We start from the raw sequence: 17,134 nt of genomic DNA, 5'->3' as shown, positions 1-17,134 counted from the left end.
AAGCAGACGATCCTGGCCTATACGGATCCCGCCACGGCGGTCGGGGGCGTCGCGGCCGCGCTGGCCGTTGGGTTCGCTTTGCGCGTTGCAATCGTCGGCAACGCCGCTTTCGCGCGATCGGAACCGAAACGCGTCAGCGGCAAACGCGCCCTGCACGGCGAAGCCGACTGGATGAAATTACAGGAGGCAGCGAACCTGTTTCCCGATACGGGCGGCATCGTCATCGGCGAACGATATCGTGTCGACCGCGACAGCACGGCTGCGCTCGCCTTTCGCGCGGACAACGCCGAAACATGGGGCGGCGGCGGCAAGTCGCCGCTCCTGTGTTTCGACGGCTCGTTCGGTTCGTCCCATGGCATCGCGTTCGCCGGCTCGGGCGGCTTCAAGACGACATCGGTGACGATCCCGACTGCGCTCAAGTGGGGCGGCTCGCTGATCGTCCTCGATCCCTCCAATGAAGTCGCACCGATGGTCATCGATCATCGGCGTAATGCCGGCCGCGACGTCTTCGTGCTCGACCCGAAACGCCCCGACATCGGCGTCAATGTGCTGGACTGGATTGGCCGCTTCGGCGGCACCAAGGAAGAGGATATCGCCTCCGTCGCCTCATGGATCATGAGCGACAGCGGGCGGGCGCAGGGAGTGCGTGACGACTTCTTCCGTGCGTCGGGACTGCAACTGCTGACGGCGATCATCGCCGACGTCTGCCTGTCGGGTCATACGGAAAAGGAGAGGCAAACCCTTCGTCAGGTTCGTGCCAATCTGGCCGAGCCCGAACCGAAACTGCGCCAGCGATTGCAGGAGATCTATGACGAGTCCAAGTCCGACTTCGTCAAAGAGAACGTCGCAGCCTTCGTGAACATGACACCGGAGACGTTCAGCGGGGTCTACGCCAACGCGATCAAGGAGACGCATTGGTTGTCGTACCCAAATTATGCGGCATTGGTCTCGGGATCAAGCTTCGCAACCGACGCCATCGCCGGCGGCAACACCGACGTCTTCATCAACGTCGACCTGAAGACGCTTGAGACCCATGCCGGCCTGGCCAGGGTCATCATCGGCTCGTTCCTCAACGCGATCTATAACCGTGATGGATCGATCCACGGGCGAGCGCTCTTTCTTCTCGATGAGGTCGCGCGTCTTGGCTACATGCGAATCCTGGAGACTGCACGCGATGCCGGCCGCAAGTATGGGATCACGCTGACAATGATCTATCAATCGATCGGCCAGTTGCGCGAGACCTATGGCGGACGCGATGCCTCGAGCAAGTGGTTCGAAAGCGCGAGCTGGATCTCGTTTGCGGCTATCAACGATCCGGAAACGGCGGACTACATCTCACGCCGTTGCGGTATGACGACGGTCGAAATCGACCAGGTCAGCCGCAGTTCCCAGGCGAGGGGATCGTCGCGCACACGATCGAAGCAACTTGCGGCGCGCCCGCTGATCCAGCCGCATGAGGTCCTGCGCATGCGCGCCGACGAACAGATCGTATTCACGGCCAGCAACGCGCCGCTCAGATGCGGTCGCGCGATCTGGTTTCGGCGCCACGATATGAAGTCCTGCGTCGGAACGAACAGATTTCATGAAGCGCAGAAGCAACCCTAGCTCGTCCGATCGCGCCGGCGCGCAGTGCAACGAGCAAGGCCGATCCGGGAAAATGAAGAATATCGGAGAAATCAGCGTGAGCGTCCGCCCGGAGGGCGGGATTTCGGGAATTCTCGTCGTGCGAGGAGCGGAAACAGCGCAGCCGCAGGAGCCTCAACATAGTGGCCCGATAGGGGAGGCGGGACCGACTGCGCCCGCGCCCTCGCACACCGCATTGAGCCACCTGCCCGTAAACGCAGATGAAACCGAAGCCGGGATAGGTTGAGACGATCAGGAGAGGAGCAAGGGTGACGAAAACCAACGTGATTCCGTTCCGCAAGCCGCGGAAGTCCGGCGGCGGGAACGATCGACGTCGTGGGCAGCGAACGCCCCGATCGGGGCCGAGCCGCCCGCGCACACCATTGGTCGGCATCGTCTGCGCCATGGTAATTGCCATGGGAGGCTGGTTTGTCTTCGGCGGCGCTGGCAACTTTCCCGGATTCCTGGCGGCGGCCGACACGCCGACATCAGATTCGCTGTCGGCCACGTTTTTGATCTGCGGCGCCGATCGCCATGTGAACTGCGTCGTCGACGGCGATACGTTCTGGTTCGAGGGCGAGAAAATCCGCATCGCCGATATCGACACGCCGGAACTCAGCCCACCGCGCTGCGAGGTGGAAAGGATCAAAGGTGAGGCCGCGAAAGCGCGACTGCTGGCGTTGCTCAATAGTGGCAAGTTCTCGCTTTCAGCCGGGTTCCGCGACGAAGACAAGTATGGCCGCAAGCTCCGTACCGTCACGCGGTCCGGGCGCTCGCTCGGCGAGAAACTGATCGACGAGGGCCTCGCCAGGCGCTGGGATGGCGCAAGACACCCCTGGTGCGACTGACGCCCGCGAGAGGATCGTCACCCGCATGGGCGGAGACCGTCTTCGGGCTCCGTGAGCATAGTGAGTAGAGCCGTGCGCCGAAGGCGTCTCGCCCAAGCCCTCCGCCGCATCTCGCATATCATCACCGGCGTGAATCGATCCACGCCGACTGATTCATAAGTGTCGTTGGACGCGATTGCCGGGATCGGCGATCCTGGTCCCCATGATCTCGCAACCCTACCATCTCTATGTCGAACGCTCGGACGCTTCAATGAACATGGCCCGCTTCTATGCCATGTCGATCGAGGCGAACCTGTTTGGGGAGGTATGCCTGCTTCGCAAGTGGGGCCGAATTGGCACCAGGGGACAGATGATGGTCCATCATTTCGGGCGGGAGGAGGAAGCGGTCCGGCTCTTTCTCGATCTGCTGCGACAGAAACGAAAGCGCGGATACCGGCCCCGCGCCCGGCTGACGAATTGAACAAGGCCCACCGAAGCGGGCCTTGCAATCCCTCATCGGCGCCGGCGCGAGTCAGTCTCGAACGACACTTCGATCTCGACGAAGAACGGGATCTTGATCGCGAGCTTCAGGCCAAGCTTTCCCTTGCGGAAGAAGTGGCTGAGCACCTTGCCGAGGGCACGGAGCCGGCGGCCGGTGGAGGCGAGGAATTGAGCGAGCTGTTGCATGAAAATCTCCTTTCGATTTGCTGATATCGCGGGGATAGACAGCGGACCGGATAGGAGGGACGCACCCATGGGGCCGAAACGGACGTGGAGGACCTGGCGCCGACTGAATTGATCCGCGAGGAGCTGCAAAGCGGCGGGGAAAATTCTGGCGCCGGCAGGTTGCGTCACGACGAACGGGCCGCAACATCCCCGATGAGAGATGTCAGCATGGTCGAAAGGAGCCGTGCAGCTCGTCGCTACGTCGGAGCCTTGGAGCTAGCGGATATCCCGGATAGATTCGACGTGCTCATGGTCGCCCCGTTGGCGATCCACGTCGCTACCGATCCGTGCACGGAGAAAATGTCGTCCGCGACTTCGCCGGTCAGCTCAAGTCGAGAGGCCGCTTTGGCCGCCCCTCGATGAATCGGGACTGCGACTGGAGGACCGGTCAGGATCCTTCCCACCAGGCATGAACGGCGCGCGCTGCGTAAATGCCAATTCCAGTTTCGCGTGTGATGTCCTCGATGATCGGCGCCAGTGAGCCGAGTTCGTCCTCGGTCAGGGAGACCAGTTCCGGATAGTCGAGATCGACGCCAGTGTAGTCTGCCGTCAAAGCGATGACCCAATCGCCGCCATTGATCCGATATTCGTGCGTGTCGAAATCAATTTCGAGCTCGTCCAGCAAGTTGATGGTGAAGCGCCCGAAAATCTCGGTCTCACCTTCCAACTGATATTCCGCGAACTCATAATCGCCTGCGAGCACACTCCGCTCCAGCGCCATGATGATACGCAACCGGCCGATCCCAGCTTCCAGCCCATCGACCAAGCGATCATGAAGTTCTCGGGAGAAATCAGTGTCGCAGCCGAAGCGGTTTGCGAGGACGACGAGCCGGAAGCCGGCAAGCTTGGTGTAGAGCATAAGGTTCAGATCGGTTGTCATAATGTGATCTCCTTCGTCGATGACGGAGATCGGCCGCTCCGTTGCAAAGAGGGGTCAGGGACCGCGGAACGCGGCTCGCAAGCGGGGGAGCCGATTTTTCCAGAGCCCGGCGGCGGAAAAATTGGGGGAGACCGCGCCGTCCTTGACGCCGGATTTGCTGGAGTAAAATCGGACGGCAGAGAGAGAAGAGACCCGCGGGCCCGAGAGGGGTCGCGACCGTATCCGGCGTGAGCCGGCGGGAGTGTCGAGGGATGAAATTCCTGACAGCCGGACCGGCCGGTCGAACCGGCGGACCGGCTCATCAGACGAAAGAAAGAGCCTCCCTCAGAAGGGCGGCCCGGCTTCGATGACGCCGTCCTGTTCCGCAAGCGCGACCGCCAGATCCGCCTCGGCGAGCTGAAGCTCTGCCTCGATCTCACGACGCTCGGCAGCATCCAGCGTATTGTTGAGTTCGGCACGCAGTTCCTCGATGTGCTGTTCGATCGTCATCGTCTTGATCTCCTTGAGTTGGTGAAAGACGACGACGCGGGGCGTGGTGGGATGGCGGGGTCAGGGATCGCGCAAGCGACCGCCAGCGGCGGCGACCGGGGGAGCCGATTTTCTGGTGACGGGCTCAGGCCGGCGCCGGAAAATTGGGGGAACCGTTCGTCCTTGAAGCCGCCATCCCGCCACGGCACAATCGGTTATCTGAGCAGACATTTCCGGTTCGTATGGCACCAGAAAAGCGGTAACGGGCTCGATGCCTGTTACCGCTTTGCCAATCGGGCCGTTTGGCCCCGCCTTGGTGAGCGGGGCCATCCCGGATCTCAGTCCCGGTTAGTGCGGGACCAGATCAGCTGATAACCATCCTCGCCTTCGATTTCGGTGAGGGTCGCGTAGATCGGGGCGGGGAAGCTCGGGTCGTCCAGCTTGACCGAGAGATAGTCGCGGTCCGTCTCGCCGGAGCGCTTCTGCCACGCGGCGCCGAGCTCGACATTGCCGGCGTAGATGCGGTAGTGCGGTCCCTTGTCGGAGGGATTCTCGACGCGAGCGATACGGGCCTTGACGTTGAGAGCGAGAGTGCGGATCGAGCCGTTGAAGCCAGTTTCGGTGGTGGTGAAGTTGCCGATGGTTGCCATTGTCATGTTCCTTTCGTTGGTTTCGGGCCGCGCCCTTCGCGGCCTCGATGGCTGTCGCAAGGATCGGGGACGATCGGACCGCACCCATAGGGCCGGAACAGCGTGGAGGGCGGCAAGTCGCAATTTTGTTAGTTGGCGAGGAATGGCGGCAACCTGGGGTCCCCACTCGACCTGGCGAGTGGGGTAGGTTCCGACAGGGGTCAGAAAATTGCGGCAGGCAGTTGCGGGAGGACGATCGAGGCGAAGCCGCTCTCCGATCAGACATGCCTCATCGAGCCGCGGAGGACGCGCCGGCAACAGCGGTGGGAGGAATATGATGATGGCGGCCTCGTCACCACGCTCCCGCACCGAAACCTCTGACATGACGAGCCGTTGCACTGCCTCAAGTCGCAGCATCAATGCGGGCATGACGACCAGCCGACCGGGCAGTTGCCTCCTGTCGCCAACGGGATATCGTGAGCGCGCGATTCGTCGCCTGGAGGAATTCATGCGTCAACAGACAAAGCCGTTTATCGTCGAAATCAAGCAGTCTCGAAAAACGAAAACCACCGACCGGAAGACCTCGATCTGGGGTAAGCTGGACCTGGCGCCTGATCAGAACCTGCCCGCAGAACGACAGCAGGAAGAGTATTCGGTCGTTGGCGACGACAACAACCGGCTCTGATTTCGCTAGGCCGCCGCTTTCTCCTCGGCTTCAATAGGCTGCAAACCGTGCAAATAGGCGACGGCGCGCTGTGCATGCGCAGCCGCCTGGAAGATCGCCCGCTTGTCGCCTAAGAGAACGGTCAGCCACGATTGAAGGTAGGAGGCGTGATCGGGGCGCGGCTCCAGTTCGGGCGCGATGCCGAGATCCGCGCAAAGGAAGCAGCTTCCGAGTTCGGCGATCAGTTCCTCACGCGCTCGTTCAGTCTTGTCCTTACTATAGCGAGAAAGATCGCGGCCGACGCGCGCCGCCGGCGCCGTCCAATGCGTTGCCTCGTGGCTGAGCGTGGCCACGTATCCAGCAGCATCTTCGAACGTCTCGAAAGGCGGCATCTGGATATGGTCGGTGCCCGGTGAATAATAGGCCTGGTTACCGCCGTGCCGGATCAAGGCACCTGTATTGCGGAAGAATTGGTCGGCATGTTCGATGCGCTCGACCGGATTGAGAACGGGAGCAGGGCGGTGGCAGTAGTGATCCGGCAGTCCGTCGATCTGCTCGACGTTGAAGACTGTGTACGCCTTGAGGAATGGGATTTCCCGTTCGACCTCGTTGCCGTGATCGTCCGCCTCGGACTTGGTGAAGCGGCTTGCAAACACGACCGTCGTGCCTGTTTCGCCTTTGCGGACGGCGGCGCGCACTTCGAGCGCCTGCTTAAATGTCATCCAGATGGGCGAGGAATATCCCCGCGCGATCCCTTCCGACCAGAGAAGCAGCACGTTCATGCCACTATAGGGCTGGCCATTGTGGCGGAGCGGCCGGGTAATCCGGCCATTCGCGTTGGCCGCCTTCCAAGGCTGCATCCACGGGCGAACACCCTTCGCCAGGTCCTTGACGATCTTGTCGGTGATCCGCGCATAGATGTCAGCGCGCTCATTTGCTGGTTTACTGCTCATTTTCAAAACCTCCATTCAGGAGGCCGCGCCCATCGCGGTCCCGTCACGGAGGGCCGATGGCAGGAGCATTGAGGCGGGAAGCTGCACCAGAAGGGCCGCAACGAAGTGGAGGACGGCGAAGCCGTTGCTGCTTGCCGGCGGCTCCTGCAGGTCCGACGAACGGGACGGGGACGCCTGGCGACGCCCTCTTCTTCGCCTTGCTGTTTGGGTCTTCCTACGGGCCTGGTAGCGACACGAAAACGGCCGGTCCTGTCAGGGGCCAGCCAATCCAGATCATCAATGTGAGAGGGGGGCCGAAGCCCCGCCGATGAGCGACTTATTCGAACGCCGCCATTTGCGCCGCTGCCGCTTTGCGGTCGAGCGATGCGCCGGGTTGGTCGACTGGGCGGTCGAAGGGTTTCCAAGTTTCGCCGACGACCTGCTCGTACGCGGCGACGGCGCCTTCGGCCGCCATCCAGAGGGCGTGAGCCTGGACGCCCATGTCGGCGGCAAATTCCCTTTTGCGCTGGGCGGCGCTGTCGTAGCCGACCGGCCCGTCGAGATCCTCGTCACGAGCATCATTTGCAGCTTTTGCCGTGGCGTCTCGCGCCTCGGTCACGGCCCGGGAGTAGAACTGGCCGGCGCCGTGGGCCGAGCCGACGAAGGCGCCAACGATGCGCTGAAGGTGGATCTGCATCGCCCTCTCACCGAGACCTTCGCTGAGTGTGTCAGCGGTTTCGATGATCAGGCGCTCATGCTGGTCGCGGATGCCGTCGCTGTCGACGACTGCGGTGCCGAAACGTTCGGCGATCTTGATCGCCTGGGCGGCATCGGGGCAGGCGAGCCGGACCATTTCGATGGTGGCGCCCTTGCGGAGCTGGACGACGCGGGCGGATTGGCGATTGGTTGCGGGCTTGGCCATCTGAGTTCCTTTCCGGTTTCTCCGAAGACTCGCGTTGGCCTCTTGCCGGAACGCCCTTCGGTGCGGTCGAAAAAAGCCGGTGAAAGACGGGCGCTTTCAGAGGTCCGGAGCCCATGAGCGAGCGGGACGGGTTTGCGGACAAGCGGGATAGAACCCTGCGCGGGCCGCGAAGCCGTCTTGCGAGGGAGGGGGAGGAGGCCGCGATCCGCGGCGCGAAAGCGGCCTTGAAACGACCGGCCGCCGGCTTACGACCGTGACAAACCGAAGGGCGCTCCGGCATGGGTCGGCAGGTGAGACTGGAGATCGGAATTCAGGAGACGAGGCCTATGCCCGCTGCCGGTCCCATTCTCTTACGGTACTGTTCCGTCGGCCGTTAACTGATTGAACCCGACTAAGCCGCCGCACAACCAACATTCTCGCCGAGCTTGTCGCGGACCGCTGCCAGCGCCCGATCCGGCCGCGCCAGCTTGCGCGACAGTGCTTCGATTTCACCACGGCGCTCGAAGGTCAGGCGGTCGAGGTGTTCGCGAAAGAGTTCTTCGTCGGAAGGGGTCCAGTTGGATCGGCCACGACGATGCGACCGCGATTTCGCTTTCTGGGTGACCGTCAGGCGTTCGGCCCGCCCGGCGATCTGCCGATGCACGAGTTCGAGATGTTGATGGATCTGACGGCGTGCCGCCTCCATGGTCGCAAGCAGTGGCCGCGGATTGGACGATCTCATGCGGCAGTCCTCCCCTCCACCTGATCGGCGGCCACCTCGTTGGGCGATACCTCCTCGAGCACCGCGTGAGGATAGCCATGGCTTAAAAGCCAAGCCTGAGCAGCCTCGCGGCTTTCGGCGAGATGAACGAGTTCGCCAGCCTCGCCGGCGCGATTGAAGATGCGCACCGACCCGGCCGGCGGACGTTCGAGCACTTTGAACGCGAGATTGGAATCGATGCCGAACGTGCGATGAATGCGTAGCAAGATGACGTTCTTTCCGCCGAAGTCCGCCTCATGCAGAGTGAAGCTCGGTGGGGATGTGTAATTGCCCGATGTACGCGGGCCTTCCTTGCGGATCAGCCGGCCCTTGCTGTTGTGGGTCTGCCAGGCGGCCAGCTTTTTCTTGAAACGCTCGGGCGGACGCGGGGTGCCGTCCGACCAGGCAACAATAGAGCCGACGGGAGCGAGATCGTAGATCAGTGACGCAGACATAGGGTTCCTCCGTTGGGTTCTGCGATGGCTGAAAACAGAACCGCCGCCGGTGGTGGGCGGCGGCGGATTGTCGATCGGAAGATGAGAAGCCTTGCTATTCCGCCGCGATGCCGTAGGCGGTCTCTTCGTCGCCCGAAGCTTCGTCTTCCACCGTGTTGGGCATCTGGTCGTCACGCAGGCGAGTATCCGCGTCCGCCGTGAGATCGTTGGCGGATGCATCCGGAGGCTCATGTGAAGCTCGGTTATCGTCGTCTGCGACCTCGCCGTGCTTGATCAGCTCCGCAAGTCCTTTCGGGTCGGGCGCAAAGAGCGCCGCCGGGTGCACGAAGTATCCTTCCTTAAAATGGTCGACCAAAGCGGCCCGCGTCTCGCGCACCCGGGCACGCGGATGCACGGAGGTGCCACCGCACGAGGCTTCGAGCGACTGACGGGAGAGGCATGCAAGGAAATCCTCCGTTCCCATATTAGGCAGGAACGCATCGGCGCCGATCGCCTCGCCGGCAACCCGAGAGATCACGCCGCTATTGGACGCGTTTCGCCGGCACGATAATACGTCGATCAGCACCGCACGAGCGGTGACGCGCAAGGTGTCGATGTCGAAGGCCAGCTTGCCGTCCTGGTCGAGGAGACTCGCGGCGTGTCGCTTGAATCGGGCGCCGGCGTAGAATGTTCCGCCAGCACCGGAGTCGACACGGACGTTCAAGCCGGCGAAGGCGAGCACGAGCAAGGCCATCAGCATATCGTCCTCGACCGGCGCGCGACCGAGAGCTTCGTGAAGCGCGTCGGTGCGATAGTCGCCGATCATGTCGAGCCCATTCTGCGTGACATCAGGACGGGGCTTCGAGCCCACAATCGGTTCTTCATCCGCCTCATTGCCAGCAGCGGCTGGCGCCGCGTCATTGCCCTTCGGCTTCTTGGCCTCCGGCAATCGATAATGGACTGTCTTCACCTTACCGTCACGATCGAGATACATGGCGGCGTGATCGGATTTCTGGGGCTTGCCATAGACCTGCTCCGCCTTCTTCGGCAGTGTCGGCTGGCCATAATTGTTGACCTCGACGATCGATCCCTTCTTCGGGAGATTGTTCGTCATCCATTCATGCTGGGCGCCGAGGAAAGCCTCGACATTGGTGGTGTAGCGGCTGTCCTGATCGGCCGGTGCGAACAGATCCTCGACCCATTCGATGCCATAGGCAGCCGCCAGGTCATCGCCGAAACTCGCGTCCTTGGCGTACATCCGCTTCTTGGTCAGCGCGTTGGCGATCGACCACCACTGCGCGGTGTCACCCTTCTTCGGCTTGTTGGCCTTCCACACCTCGCCTTGCTCCTCAATGCCTGCGGCGGCAATCGTTCGAAGCTGCTGTTCATTCGGCATGTCGCCCAGCGAGATCTGATCGAGCATTGCCGGCAGGAGCTTCGCCAGAAGCCGCAGCTTTTTGATCTGGCGGACGGGCAGGGCGAGCGCGATGGCAATCGTGTCTTCGGTCCATTCAAGATCGATGAGGCGCTCGATCCCACGCCACTGGTCGACCGGGTTCAGCGGTTCACGCGCGATGTTTTCGACCATCGAGCGCATGGCGCCGTTATCGTTCGATGGCTCTTCCACCAACACGTCGATTTCTTCCAGTCCGGCGGCGATCGCCAGCCTCACACGCCGGTGCCCGGCGTCGATGATATATCCGTTGCCGCCATTCTTCTCCGACTCGACGACCGGGGGTTGGACGAGCCCCACAGCCTTGATCGTGGCGAGCATCAGCGCATCGGCTTGCGGCGAGGATGGTGATTGACGAGTCCTGTCGGAATTTTCTTTCAAGAGGCGGGGATCGACCTTCACGAGCTGCATGACCTTTTCCTTCCATTGGATGCGGATCCGGCCCTCTGCCGGTCCTTCTCATGTCTTCTTTTTCCCGAAGACACCTTCCGGACGGCAGGGCGGCCCGACGGGCGCAACTGCGGGCGAGCGTCCCTGCTGCGCGGGACGAGCAGGGTGCGCAGCGCCTTGCGAAGGACGAGCGGCCGGGATGGTGAGGCGGCGGTTGAGCGTAAGCGGCGGCGGGAGGACCGGTCTGCGACCCGGTTATTTCCTCCTTTCGCTTCTCAATCTTTTCGACCGGGAAACGGCATGAGGCTGCCTGGCCCACCCCGCGGGGGAGGGACGCACGTCGGGCAAAAAAATGGGCCTGCGAAAATCGCGGCCCATGAAGTGTGAAGGTAATTTGTACCTCCAGAGGGGAACAGCTGCTGCGGCGGCACTGGGAGAAACCGCCATGTGCATCAGCTACGTGCAATATGCCCGAATATTGACCAGACGGAAAACATTTATTGTGCAATGCAGCTATGGATTGGCGCACCGCACCCGAATTCGGCCATCGATGGTCGCGATGTGTCACGCGGCCTCCGCATCCAGCTCGGTGTTATTGCGCGCCTTGGCGGAGAGCAGGGCATCCACCTCCCGAAGCTGCCGGTGCTTTTCGGCAAGTTCAGCCGCAAACGCGAACACGCCGCCCTCGCGAGACCGATAGGAAGCGAGCCGTCGCTCGGCCTCCTGCAAACGCTGGCGATATCTGTCCTGCTCCTCCGCAAAACCATCCAGAGCATGTTCAAGCCGGGAGATGGCGCCGAGCGGCGTCACAGCGATGGAGAGGTCGATCTCATAGTCGGCGCCTGTCCGCTGCAGCATAGTCGTGTAGCGATAGCCGTCACCCTTGCCGAAACGCTCGCCTTCGAAGACAAGATCGAACCCGCCGATGGCCGCCAGAACGATCTCACCTTCCTGCTGCAGTTGGACGAGGGTGAGAATTTCCCTCATCAGTGCGCGGCCCGCATCCTTCCGTTCATCAAAAGGCTTGCCGGTGACGGTCATCGCGAACGCGTCGCCCGCGGTCGGAACAAGACGCTCGATATCCTGACTTATCTCACCGATGCGGCGGGTCGAAACCTCGATATCGCGTTCGGCATCGCGCATCTGGCGACGGACCGCATATTGGTCGTCGTCATGGGCGGCACGCAGCCGATCGAGCCGGGCGATATCGGCTTCGAGCCCGGCCTTCAGCATCAGCCGCTCGTCGCCACTCGCAATGGCCTTGGCCATCGCAAACTGATTGGCGGCGCCTTCGCCGAGATCGTCAAGGCGGCGAATGGAGGTGTCGCCGGAGAGCGCCGCCGCAATGAAGCGCGCCTTGCGCTCGTTGTTCTGCCACATCGAGGTGTCGAGCGAGCCTTCGGTGGCATAGGCGAAGATATCGACGACGTCATGCTGGTTGCCCTGGCGCACGATGCGGCCCTCGCGCTGCTCGATATGCGACGGCAGCCATGGCACATCGAGGTGATGGAGTGCCTTGAGCCTCAGTTGCGCGTTGACGCCGGTGCCCATGGTTTCAGACGACCCGATCAGAAACCGAATCCGGCCGGCGCGGACATCGGCGAACAGGCGCTGCTTGGCCTCCGTCTTTTTGTAGTCCTGCATGAAGGCGATTTCGTGCGCAGGCACGCCGAGACGGACCAACTCGTCGCGGATCCAACGGTAGGCGGAGAAGCCGCGGGTCTTCTCGACATTGATCGTTCCGAGATCGGAGAAGATCATCTGCGCGGCGCCGGGCAGCTCGAACGGCTTTCCGTCCGGCCGGACATAGGAATTTAGGGCGGTCTCCTGCCAGATGCGGAATGCATTTTTGATCAGGAGATTGAGCTTGTTCTCTTGCTCGTTGTCGTTGGCAAAGCTGACGAGCCTGAGATCGATCGCGGCGTGACGACCGTCGGTGATGACCGAGAGCAGGATGTCGTCGCCGGGCGCAGCCGGTCCCTCCCGCATCTCGATTGCCTTGATGCGGGCGTCGAGGATTTGCTGATAGGCTTTGAAGGCAGGCGTCGGCTTGGCCGTGAGGATCTGCCGCCGGCCGGTCGAGATATCAGGAACCCGGACATATTGCTTGAGATCGTCGGGCAAGACGACGTCAGCAAAGCTGCGGAACATGGCGATCAGTTCCGGCACATTGACGAAGGACGCGAACCGGCTAACCGGCTTGTATTTGCCCGACGGCTGGATCTCGAGTTCGGTGACCGTGTCGCCGAAGCAGGATGCCCAGGCGTCGAATTCATGCAGTCCCCGCTCATGGAGGGCTTCGCGGCCGAGCAGCCGCTGGATCGAGAACATCTCGCCAAGCGTGTTGGTGATCGGCGTGCCGGAGGCCAGCACCAGCGCGCGTCCGGGATTCTTGCTCTCGATGAAACGCGACTTCACATAGAGGTCCCAAGCCCGCTGCGACCCGTTCGGGTCAATGCCCTTGAGCGTCGCCATATTGGTCGCAAACGAGAGCTTGCGGAACTCCTGCGCCTCGTCGACGACGATCTGATCGACGCCGATTTCGGAGATCGTCAGAAGATCGTCCTTGCGGGTTGCTAGCGCCTCCAGCCGCTCCTTGAGTCCCTCCTTCAAGCGCTCCAGCCGCTTGCGCGAGACCCGATCGTCGCTGTCGACCTTGGTGAGCAAGTCTTCGTAGAGCTGCAGCTCGTCCTGGATCATCTGCTGTTCGAACGCCGATGGCACGGCGATGAATTTGAAAGCGGAATGCGTGATGATGATCGCATCCCAGGTCGCGGTTGCGGCGCGCGACAGGAAGCGAGCTCGCTTGTCCTTGCTGAAATTGGTTTCGTCGGCGACGAGAATGTTTGCGGCTGGATAGAGCGCCAGGAATTCGCGTGCTGCCTGCGCCAGGCAATGTCCGGGCACGACCAGCATCGCCTTGGCAATCAGCCCGAGGCGCCGCTGTTCCATGATCGCGGCTGCCATGGTCATCGTCTTGCCGGCGCCGACGGCATGGGCGAGATAGGTCGATCCTGACGAGATGATCCGCCAGATCCCGCGTTTCTGGTGCCCGTAAAGAACAAAGGCGCCAGATGCGCCGGGAAGCTTGAGATGGGAACCGTCAAACGTTCTCGGTGCGATGTTGTTGAAGCGGTCGTTATAGACGCGCGTCAGCCGATCGGTCCGATCCGGATCGGTCCAGACCCAGTTCTGAAAAGCTTCCTTGAGCTTCTGCAGCTTGTCGCGCGCCGCTTCGGTATCGACGACATTGAGCACGCGGTGTTCGCCATCGGCATCCTTGAAGACGTCGAAGATCTGCGGCACGCGGCTGTTCAGAGCATCGGCAAGTAGTTCGCCCGCATGGCGGCGGCTCGTGCCCCATTCCGAGGTGCCGGCGGCGCTATAGGCGAGTTGCCGGGCCTCGACCGTCCAGGAGCCAAGCTCCGGCATGTGGTGGATCCTGATATCGGCTGCCATCGTTTCCTTGACGAAGGCGACGACATCGGCGGCGGGGATCCAGGGGGCGCCGAGGCGGGCGATAATGTCGGATGGGCGGAGGTCGGCCGGCTGCACCGCCTGCAGCGCGCGAACGTTGCGTTCGAAGGCGGGGTCGAGTGCGGCGGCCGCTTCGGCAGCCGCGAGCTTCGTGCGAACTGCGCCCGAAAGATAAGCGTCGGACGTCTGCCAGGACCCATCGGCCGGATCGCGGAAGATAGCATCGCCGAGTTCGTCGAGCACAGCGTCGGCATCCGCGTGGAGGAGTTCCGCGATATGCTCGACGTCGACGCGGCCGCGTTCGTTGAGCACGACCGCCAGCGCGTCTGCCGCGGATGTGATGACGGGTGGGGCAGGGGGCGAGATCACCCGTTCCGAAAAGATCGGGCCGGGCTTGGCCGTATCTGTCTCGACGTCATAGTCCTCGATCGAGGCCACAAGCCAGCAATCGGGGTCATCGCGGAAGGGTTGAAGGTTCGGCTGGCGATGTGTTTCGCGCACCTCGCCGGTTTCAGGATCCTCGGTGATCGAAATGGTCGTGTGGTTGATCGGCCCGAAATCCCGGACGAAGGTCGACCAGGCGATCCGCAAACGAATTTGGAGGTCGCGCCACGGGCGGTCCAGCTCCTGGGCCTTCAAGACTTCACGAACGGCGTCGCGGATGGGGATCAGCTTCTTGATGATGTGGACGTGCCTTTCCGATATCCCGTCGCCGCTGCGGGCCTTGCGCACCCTGATCGGCACGGCCTCGCCGTCGATTACCTGCATGAGGTCATGCCTGACATCGATGAAATAGCTTCCCTCCCGGACCTTGGCTTCGGCGGGGCGTAAATCGACGATCTCGCCGAGCTCGTGCTCGAGATCGACATCGATCGCGGTCGGCTCGCCGTCATAGAGGTCCTCCGGCAACAGAGCGATGACTGCTTTGAGCGCTGTGTCGAGATCCTGGCCGGCACGGGGCTGGCATGTATAGGTCTCGCCGAATGGGCCGGACCTCAGGGCGTGATCGCCGAGCACGAACTCTGGATGGCGCGCGAACCAGCGGTTCACGCGGATCGCGCCCTCGTCTTTACTCGCGGGCCGAACCTCCTCCACTTCGAGCCATGTGAGATCGCCTTCTGCCTCGCCGGACTTACGTTTGCGGAAGAAGAGGAGGTCGACCACGACGTCGGTGCCGGCACCACGGCGGAAGCTGCCCTCCGGCAGCCGGATGGCGGCGATCAGGTTGGCCGACTTGGCGATGTGCTCACGAGCGGTCCCGTCGGCCTTGTTCATCGTGCCGGCGCTGGTCACGAAGGCTGCAAGTGCGCCTGGTTTCAGGAGATCGATTGATCGGGCGATGAAATAGTCGTGCAGCCGCAAACCGAGCGAACGGTATTGCCTGTCTGAGCGAACCGTCCGATCGGAGAAGGGCGGGTTGCCGATCGCAAGATCGTAGATGGGCGCCAGATCCGTGCGTATGAAATCGCCGTTGATGATGCGCGCCTTCGGCTGAAGCAGCCGGACAATGCGGGCGGTGACCGGATCGAGTTCGATCCCGGTGACGTAGCTCTTGTCACGGAAGGCTTCAGGCATCAGCGCCGGAAACAGGCCTGTGCCGATGCCTGGTTCTAGTACGCGGCCGCCGCTCCAGCCGAGGCGTTGCAAGCCCGTCCAGATGGCCCTGATGACGAACTCCGGCGTGAAATGGGCATACTGCGTGCAGCGGGCAAGCGACGCATAGTCTCCCTCGCTGACGGCCGACTGCAGCGAGCCGCCAAGGTCGTCCCAACCCGCGCGGAAGTCGGCGTCGCCCGGTCGGCGAAACATTCCGTTCGCCAGTTCACCGGCGCCGAAACCCGTGAAGCGGATGAGCCTCGCCTGCACGGCTGGAGTCGCCGGCAGATCGTGCTTGACGAGCTCATTGGCGGTGAGGATTGCGGCAACGTTGATGCGCGCCCGTTCCTTCCAGGACCCGGCGAGCTCGCGGTCGCCCTGATCAAGGTAGAAGTTGGCGCTTTGCTTACGTGGCGCCGGCGGCTTGGCAATCGGCTGGAGCTGGCTGAGAGCGGGAGCGGGCGGGGTTGGATCCGGCTCGTCATCATTGGCGGCAAAACCTCCGAAGGCCGTGACTCCGAATCCGAGGCCGGACGAAACTGCGCTGCTGCCGAACATATCGAGCGTGAAAGGATCGTTGCTCATCGAAGAACTCCTGTTGAGAAGGCAAAGCGCCGTCGTCTTGCCGATCAAGGGCAGTTGGCGGGCGCGAATGATGGGAATACCTGTCCTGCAGGCGGGGGGAGTAAGGGCGATCGGCCGCTGCATCGCGACCGGCGTCGGACTTAGGCGGCGGCCTTGGAAGGGAGATTGCGCAAATGCACTGGCAGTTTGGCGGCTATCTCTTGATCAGTGAGGTCCTCAAGGATCCTCAGCCTGCTGCCGGCCCGGCCGCCGTAGAATGCGATCGTGCGTTTGCCGCGAGAAGCTTCGGGCGAGCTGAGATCGGCATATCCACGGTATTGGTCGGCGGTGCTGCTCCAGATATGCTCGAGGCGCTCCTCACGCGTCATCATGCGCACGGGGCGGCTTTCGCGCTCGATGATGGCGACGCGCATTGCTTCGACAGAATCCTTCTCCGAAACAACGCAGTAGCCATGAAAATATCGGATCGTCTGATCGATCCTGAGCGCAAAGAACACGCTCGTCACCCGGCCTGTCAGGAATTCGCGCATGGCGAAAATCGAGCCACGGATCCAGAGGGGCGGCAGGATCTCGAACATGTAGTCGTGTCCGGCCTCGTCGATCTCGAACCATTCGCCAGCATAGAGCGCCTCGGCATCATCGCTGTCCCATCGGTTTGGGCGCTGCGCATGCCGGTCGAACATCCGAAACATCTGGTGGCGGCATGCGACGCCCTGGTAAACTTTGCGGATTACGGGAGAGGAATTCATCTGCGGCTCCTTCGGAGATTTCCGGACCGAAGCGCGACCG

The 17,134-nt window shown here is 62.3% G+C and carries 15 protein-coding genes; 4 read left to right on the top strand and 11 right to left on the bottom strand.

Features of this window, described 5'->3' with window-relative positions; genetic code table 11:
* From traG to AC13QY_RS24805, 3 genes are all read left to right on the top strand, one after another.
* Positions 1-1,605, top strand: a 1,605-nt coding sequence (gene traG / locus AC13QY_RS24815; protein WP_488494113.1) for a Ti-type conjugative transfer system protein TraG, incomplete at its 5' end; no start/stop codon positions are given.
* 287 nt (positions 1,606-1,892) lie between these two features.
* Complete coding sequence (locus AC13QY_RS24810; protein WP_488494112.1) at positions 1,893-2,471, top strand: thermonuclease family protein; 579 nt, start codon at positions 1,893-1,895, stop codon at positions 2,469-2,471.
* 202 nt (positions 2,472-2,673) lie between these two features.
* Positions 2,674-2,931, top strand: a complete 258-nt coding sequence (locus AC13QY_RS24805) for a WGR domain-containing protein (protein ID WP_488494111.1) — start codon at positions 2,674-2,676, stop codon at positions 2,929-2,931.
* A gap of 32 nt (positions 2,932-2,963) precedes the next feature.
* On the opposite strand, the gene AC13QY_RS24800 is transcribed toward AC13QY_RS24805, so the two are convergent.
* The 4 genes from AC13QY_RS24800 to AC13QY_RS24785 all read right to left on the bottom strand — a co-directional run bounded on the left by AC13QY_RS24800 (position 2,964) and on the right by AC13QY_RS24785 (position 5,174).
* Positions 2,964-3,137, bottom strand: coding sequence for a hypothetical protein (locus AC13QY_RS24800; protein WP_488494110.1), 174 nt, complete (start codon positions 3,135-3,137; stop codon positions 2,964-2,966).
* A 427-nt stretch (positions 3,138-3,564) separates the two neighbouring features.
* Positions 3,565-4,056 (bottom strand): hypothetical protein, encoded by a 492-nt coding sequence (locus tag AC13QY_RS24795; protein ID WP_488494109.1) that lies wholly within the window; start codon positions 4,054-4,056, stop codon positions 3,565-3,567.
* Between the two features lie 324 nt (positions 4,057-4,380).
* Positions 4,381-4,545 carry a hypothetical protein gene (locus tag AC13QY_RS24790; RefSeq protein WP_488494108.1) on the bottom strand — a complete coding sequence of 55 codons (165 nt, stop codon included), beginning with the start codon at positions 4,543-4,545 and terminating at the stop codon, positions 4,381-4,383.
* 317 nt (positions 4,546-4,862) lie between these two features.
* Positions 4,863-5,174 carry a DUF736 domain-containing protein gene (locus AC13QY_RS24785; RefSeq protein ID WP_488494119.1) on the bottom strand — a complete coding sequence of 104 codons (312 nt, stop codon included), beginning with the start codon at positions 5,172-5,174 and terminating at the stop codon, positions 4,863-4,865.
* Positions 5,175-5,490: 316 nt separating this feature from the next.
* On the opposite strand from AC13QY_RS24785, the gene AC13QY_RS24780 reads away from it, so the two are divergent.
* On the top strand, positions 5,491-5,838 hold the full coding sequence (locus tag AC13QY_RS24780; RefSeq protein WP_488494107.1) for a hypothetical protein: 348 nt from the start codon (positions 5,491-5,493) through the stop codon (positions 5,836-5,838).
* A gap of 5 nt (positions 5,839-5,843) precedes the next feature.
* Here the strand turns inward: AC13QY_RS24780 and AC13QY_RS24775 are convergent, their stop codons facing one another.
* From AC13QY_RS24775 to AC13QY_RS24745, 7 genes are all read right to left on the bottom strand, one after another.
* Positions 5,844-6,770 (bottom strand): ArdC family protein, encoded by a 927-nt coding sequence (locus tag AC13QY_RS24775; protein WP_488494106.1) that lies wholly within the window; start codon positions 6,768-6,770, stop codon positions 5,844-5,846.
* A 316-nt stretch (positions 6,771-7,086) separates the two neighbouring features.
* A complete protein-coding gene (locus AC13QY_RS24770) occupies positions 7,087-7,671 on the bottom strand; it encodes a hypothetical protein (RefSeq protein ID WP_488494105.1) in 585 nt (194 codons plus the stop codon).
* A gap of 391 nt (positions 7,672-8,062) precedes the next feature.
* Positions 8,063-8,392: a hypothetical protein gene (locus tag AC13QY_RS24765; RefSeq protein ID WP_488494104.1), complete on the bottom strand. Its 330-nt coding sequence runs from the start codon at positions 8,390-8,392 to the stop codon at positions 8,063-8,065.
* Positions 8,389-8,865: a hypothetical protein gene (locus AC13QY_RS24760; protein WP_488494103.1), complete on the bottom strand. Its 477-nt coding sequence runs from the start codon at positions 8,863-8,865 to the stop codon at positions 8,389-8,391. The genes AC13QY_RS24765 and AC13QY_RS24760 overlap by 4 nt, the downstream gene beginning before the upstream one ends.
* A 94-nt stretch (positions 8,866-8,959) precedes the next feature.
* Positions 8,960-10,708 (bottom strand): ParB N-terminal domain-containing protein, encoded by a 1,749-nt coding sequence (locus tag AC13QY_RS24755; protein ID WP_488494102.1) that lies wholly within the window; start codon positions 10,706-10,708, stop codon positions 8,960-8,962.
* 543 nt (positions 10,709-11,251) lie between these two features.
* Positions 11,252-16,345, bottom strand: coding sequence for a DEAD/DEAH box helicase family protein (locus AC13QY_RS24750; RefSeq protein ID WP_488494101.1), 5,094 nt, complete (start codon positions 16,343-16,345; stop codon positions 11,252-11,254).
* Positions 16,346-16,485: 140 nt separating this feature from the next.
* Positions 16,486-17,094, bottom strand: coding sequence for a DUF1419 domain-containing protein (locus tag AC13QY_RS24745; protein ID WP_488494100.1), 609 nt, complete (start codon positions 17,092-17,094; stop codon positions 16,486-16,488).
* Between the last annotated feature and the right edge of the window lie 40 nt (positions 17,095-17,134).

It is taken from the genome of Martinezella sp. CNPSo 3795, assembly GCF_057784475.1.
The sequence above is the reverse complement of the archived record's forward strand: the minus strand, read 5'-3'. Positions and strand labels throughout refer to the sequence as shown.

Bases quoted from the DNA above. Each gene is read 5' to 3' on its own strand.
- AC13QY_RS24800 (WP_488494110.1), bottom strand. From the start codon at position 3,137: ATGCAACAGCTCGCTCAATTCCTCGCCTCCACCGGCCGCCGGCTCCGT.
- AC13QY_RS24775 (WP_488494106.1), bottom strand. From the start codon at position 6,770: ATGAGCAGTAAACCAGCAAATGAGCGCGCTGACATCTATGCGCGGATC.
- AC13QY_RS24750 (WP_488494101.1), bottom strand. From the start codon at position 16,345: ATGAGCAACGATCCTTTCACGCTCGATATGTTCGGCAGCAGCGCAGTT.
- AC13QY_RS24745 (WP_488494100.1), bottom strand. From the start codon at position 17,094: ATGAATTCCTCTCCCGTAATCCGCAAAGTTTACCAGGGCGTCGCATGC.
- AC13QY_RS24780 (WP_488494107.1), top strand. From the start codon at position 5,491: ATGATGGCGGCCTCGTCACCACGCTCCCGCACCGAAACCTCTGACATG.
- AC13QY_RS24795 (WP_488494109.1), bottom strand. From the start codon at position 4,056: ATGACAACCGATCTGAACCTTATGCTCTACACCAAGCTTGCCGGCTTC.
- AC13QY_RS24770 (WP_488494105.1), bottom strand. From the start codon at position 7,671: ATGGCCAAGCCCGCAACCAATCGCCAATCCGCCCGCGTCGTCCAGCTC.
- AC13QY_RS24790 (WP_488494108.1), bottom strand. From the start codon at position 4,545: ATGACGATCGAACAGCACATCGAGGAACTGCGTGCCGAACTCAACAAT.
- AC13QY_RS24755 (WP_488494102.1), bottom strand. From the start codon at position 10,708: ATGCAGCTCGTGAAGGTCGATCCCCGCCTCTTGAAAGAAAATTCCGAC.
- AC13QY_RS24785 (WP_488494119.1), bottom strand. From the start codon at position 5,174: ATGGCAACCATCGGCAACTTCACCACCACCGAAACTGGCTTCAACGGC.
- AC13QY_RS24760 (WP_488494103.1), bottom strand. From the start codon at position 8,865: ATGTCTGCGTCACTGATCTACGATCTCGCTCCCGTCGGCTCTATTGTT.
- AC13QY_RS24805 (WP_488494111.1), top strand. From the start codon at position 2,674: ATGATCTCGCAACCCTACCATCTCTATGTCGAACGCTCGGACGCTTCA.
- AC13QY_RS24765 (WP_488494104.1), bottom strand. From the start codon at position 8,392: ATGAGATCGTCCAATCCGCGGCCACTGCTTGCGACCATGGAGGCGGCA.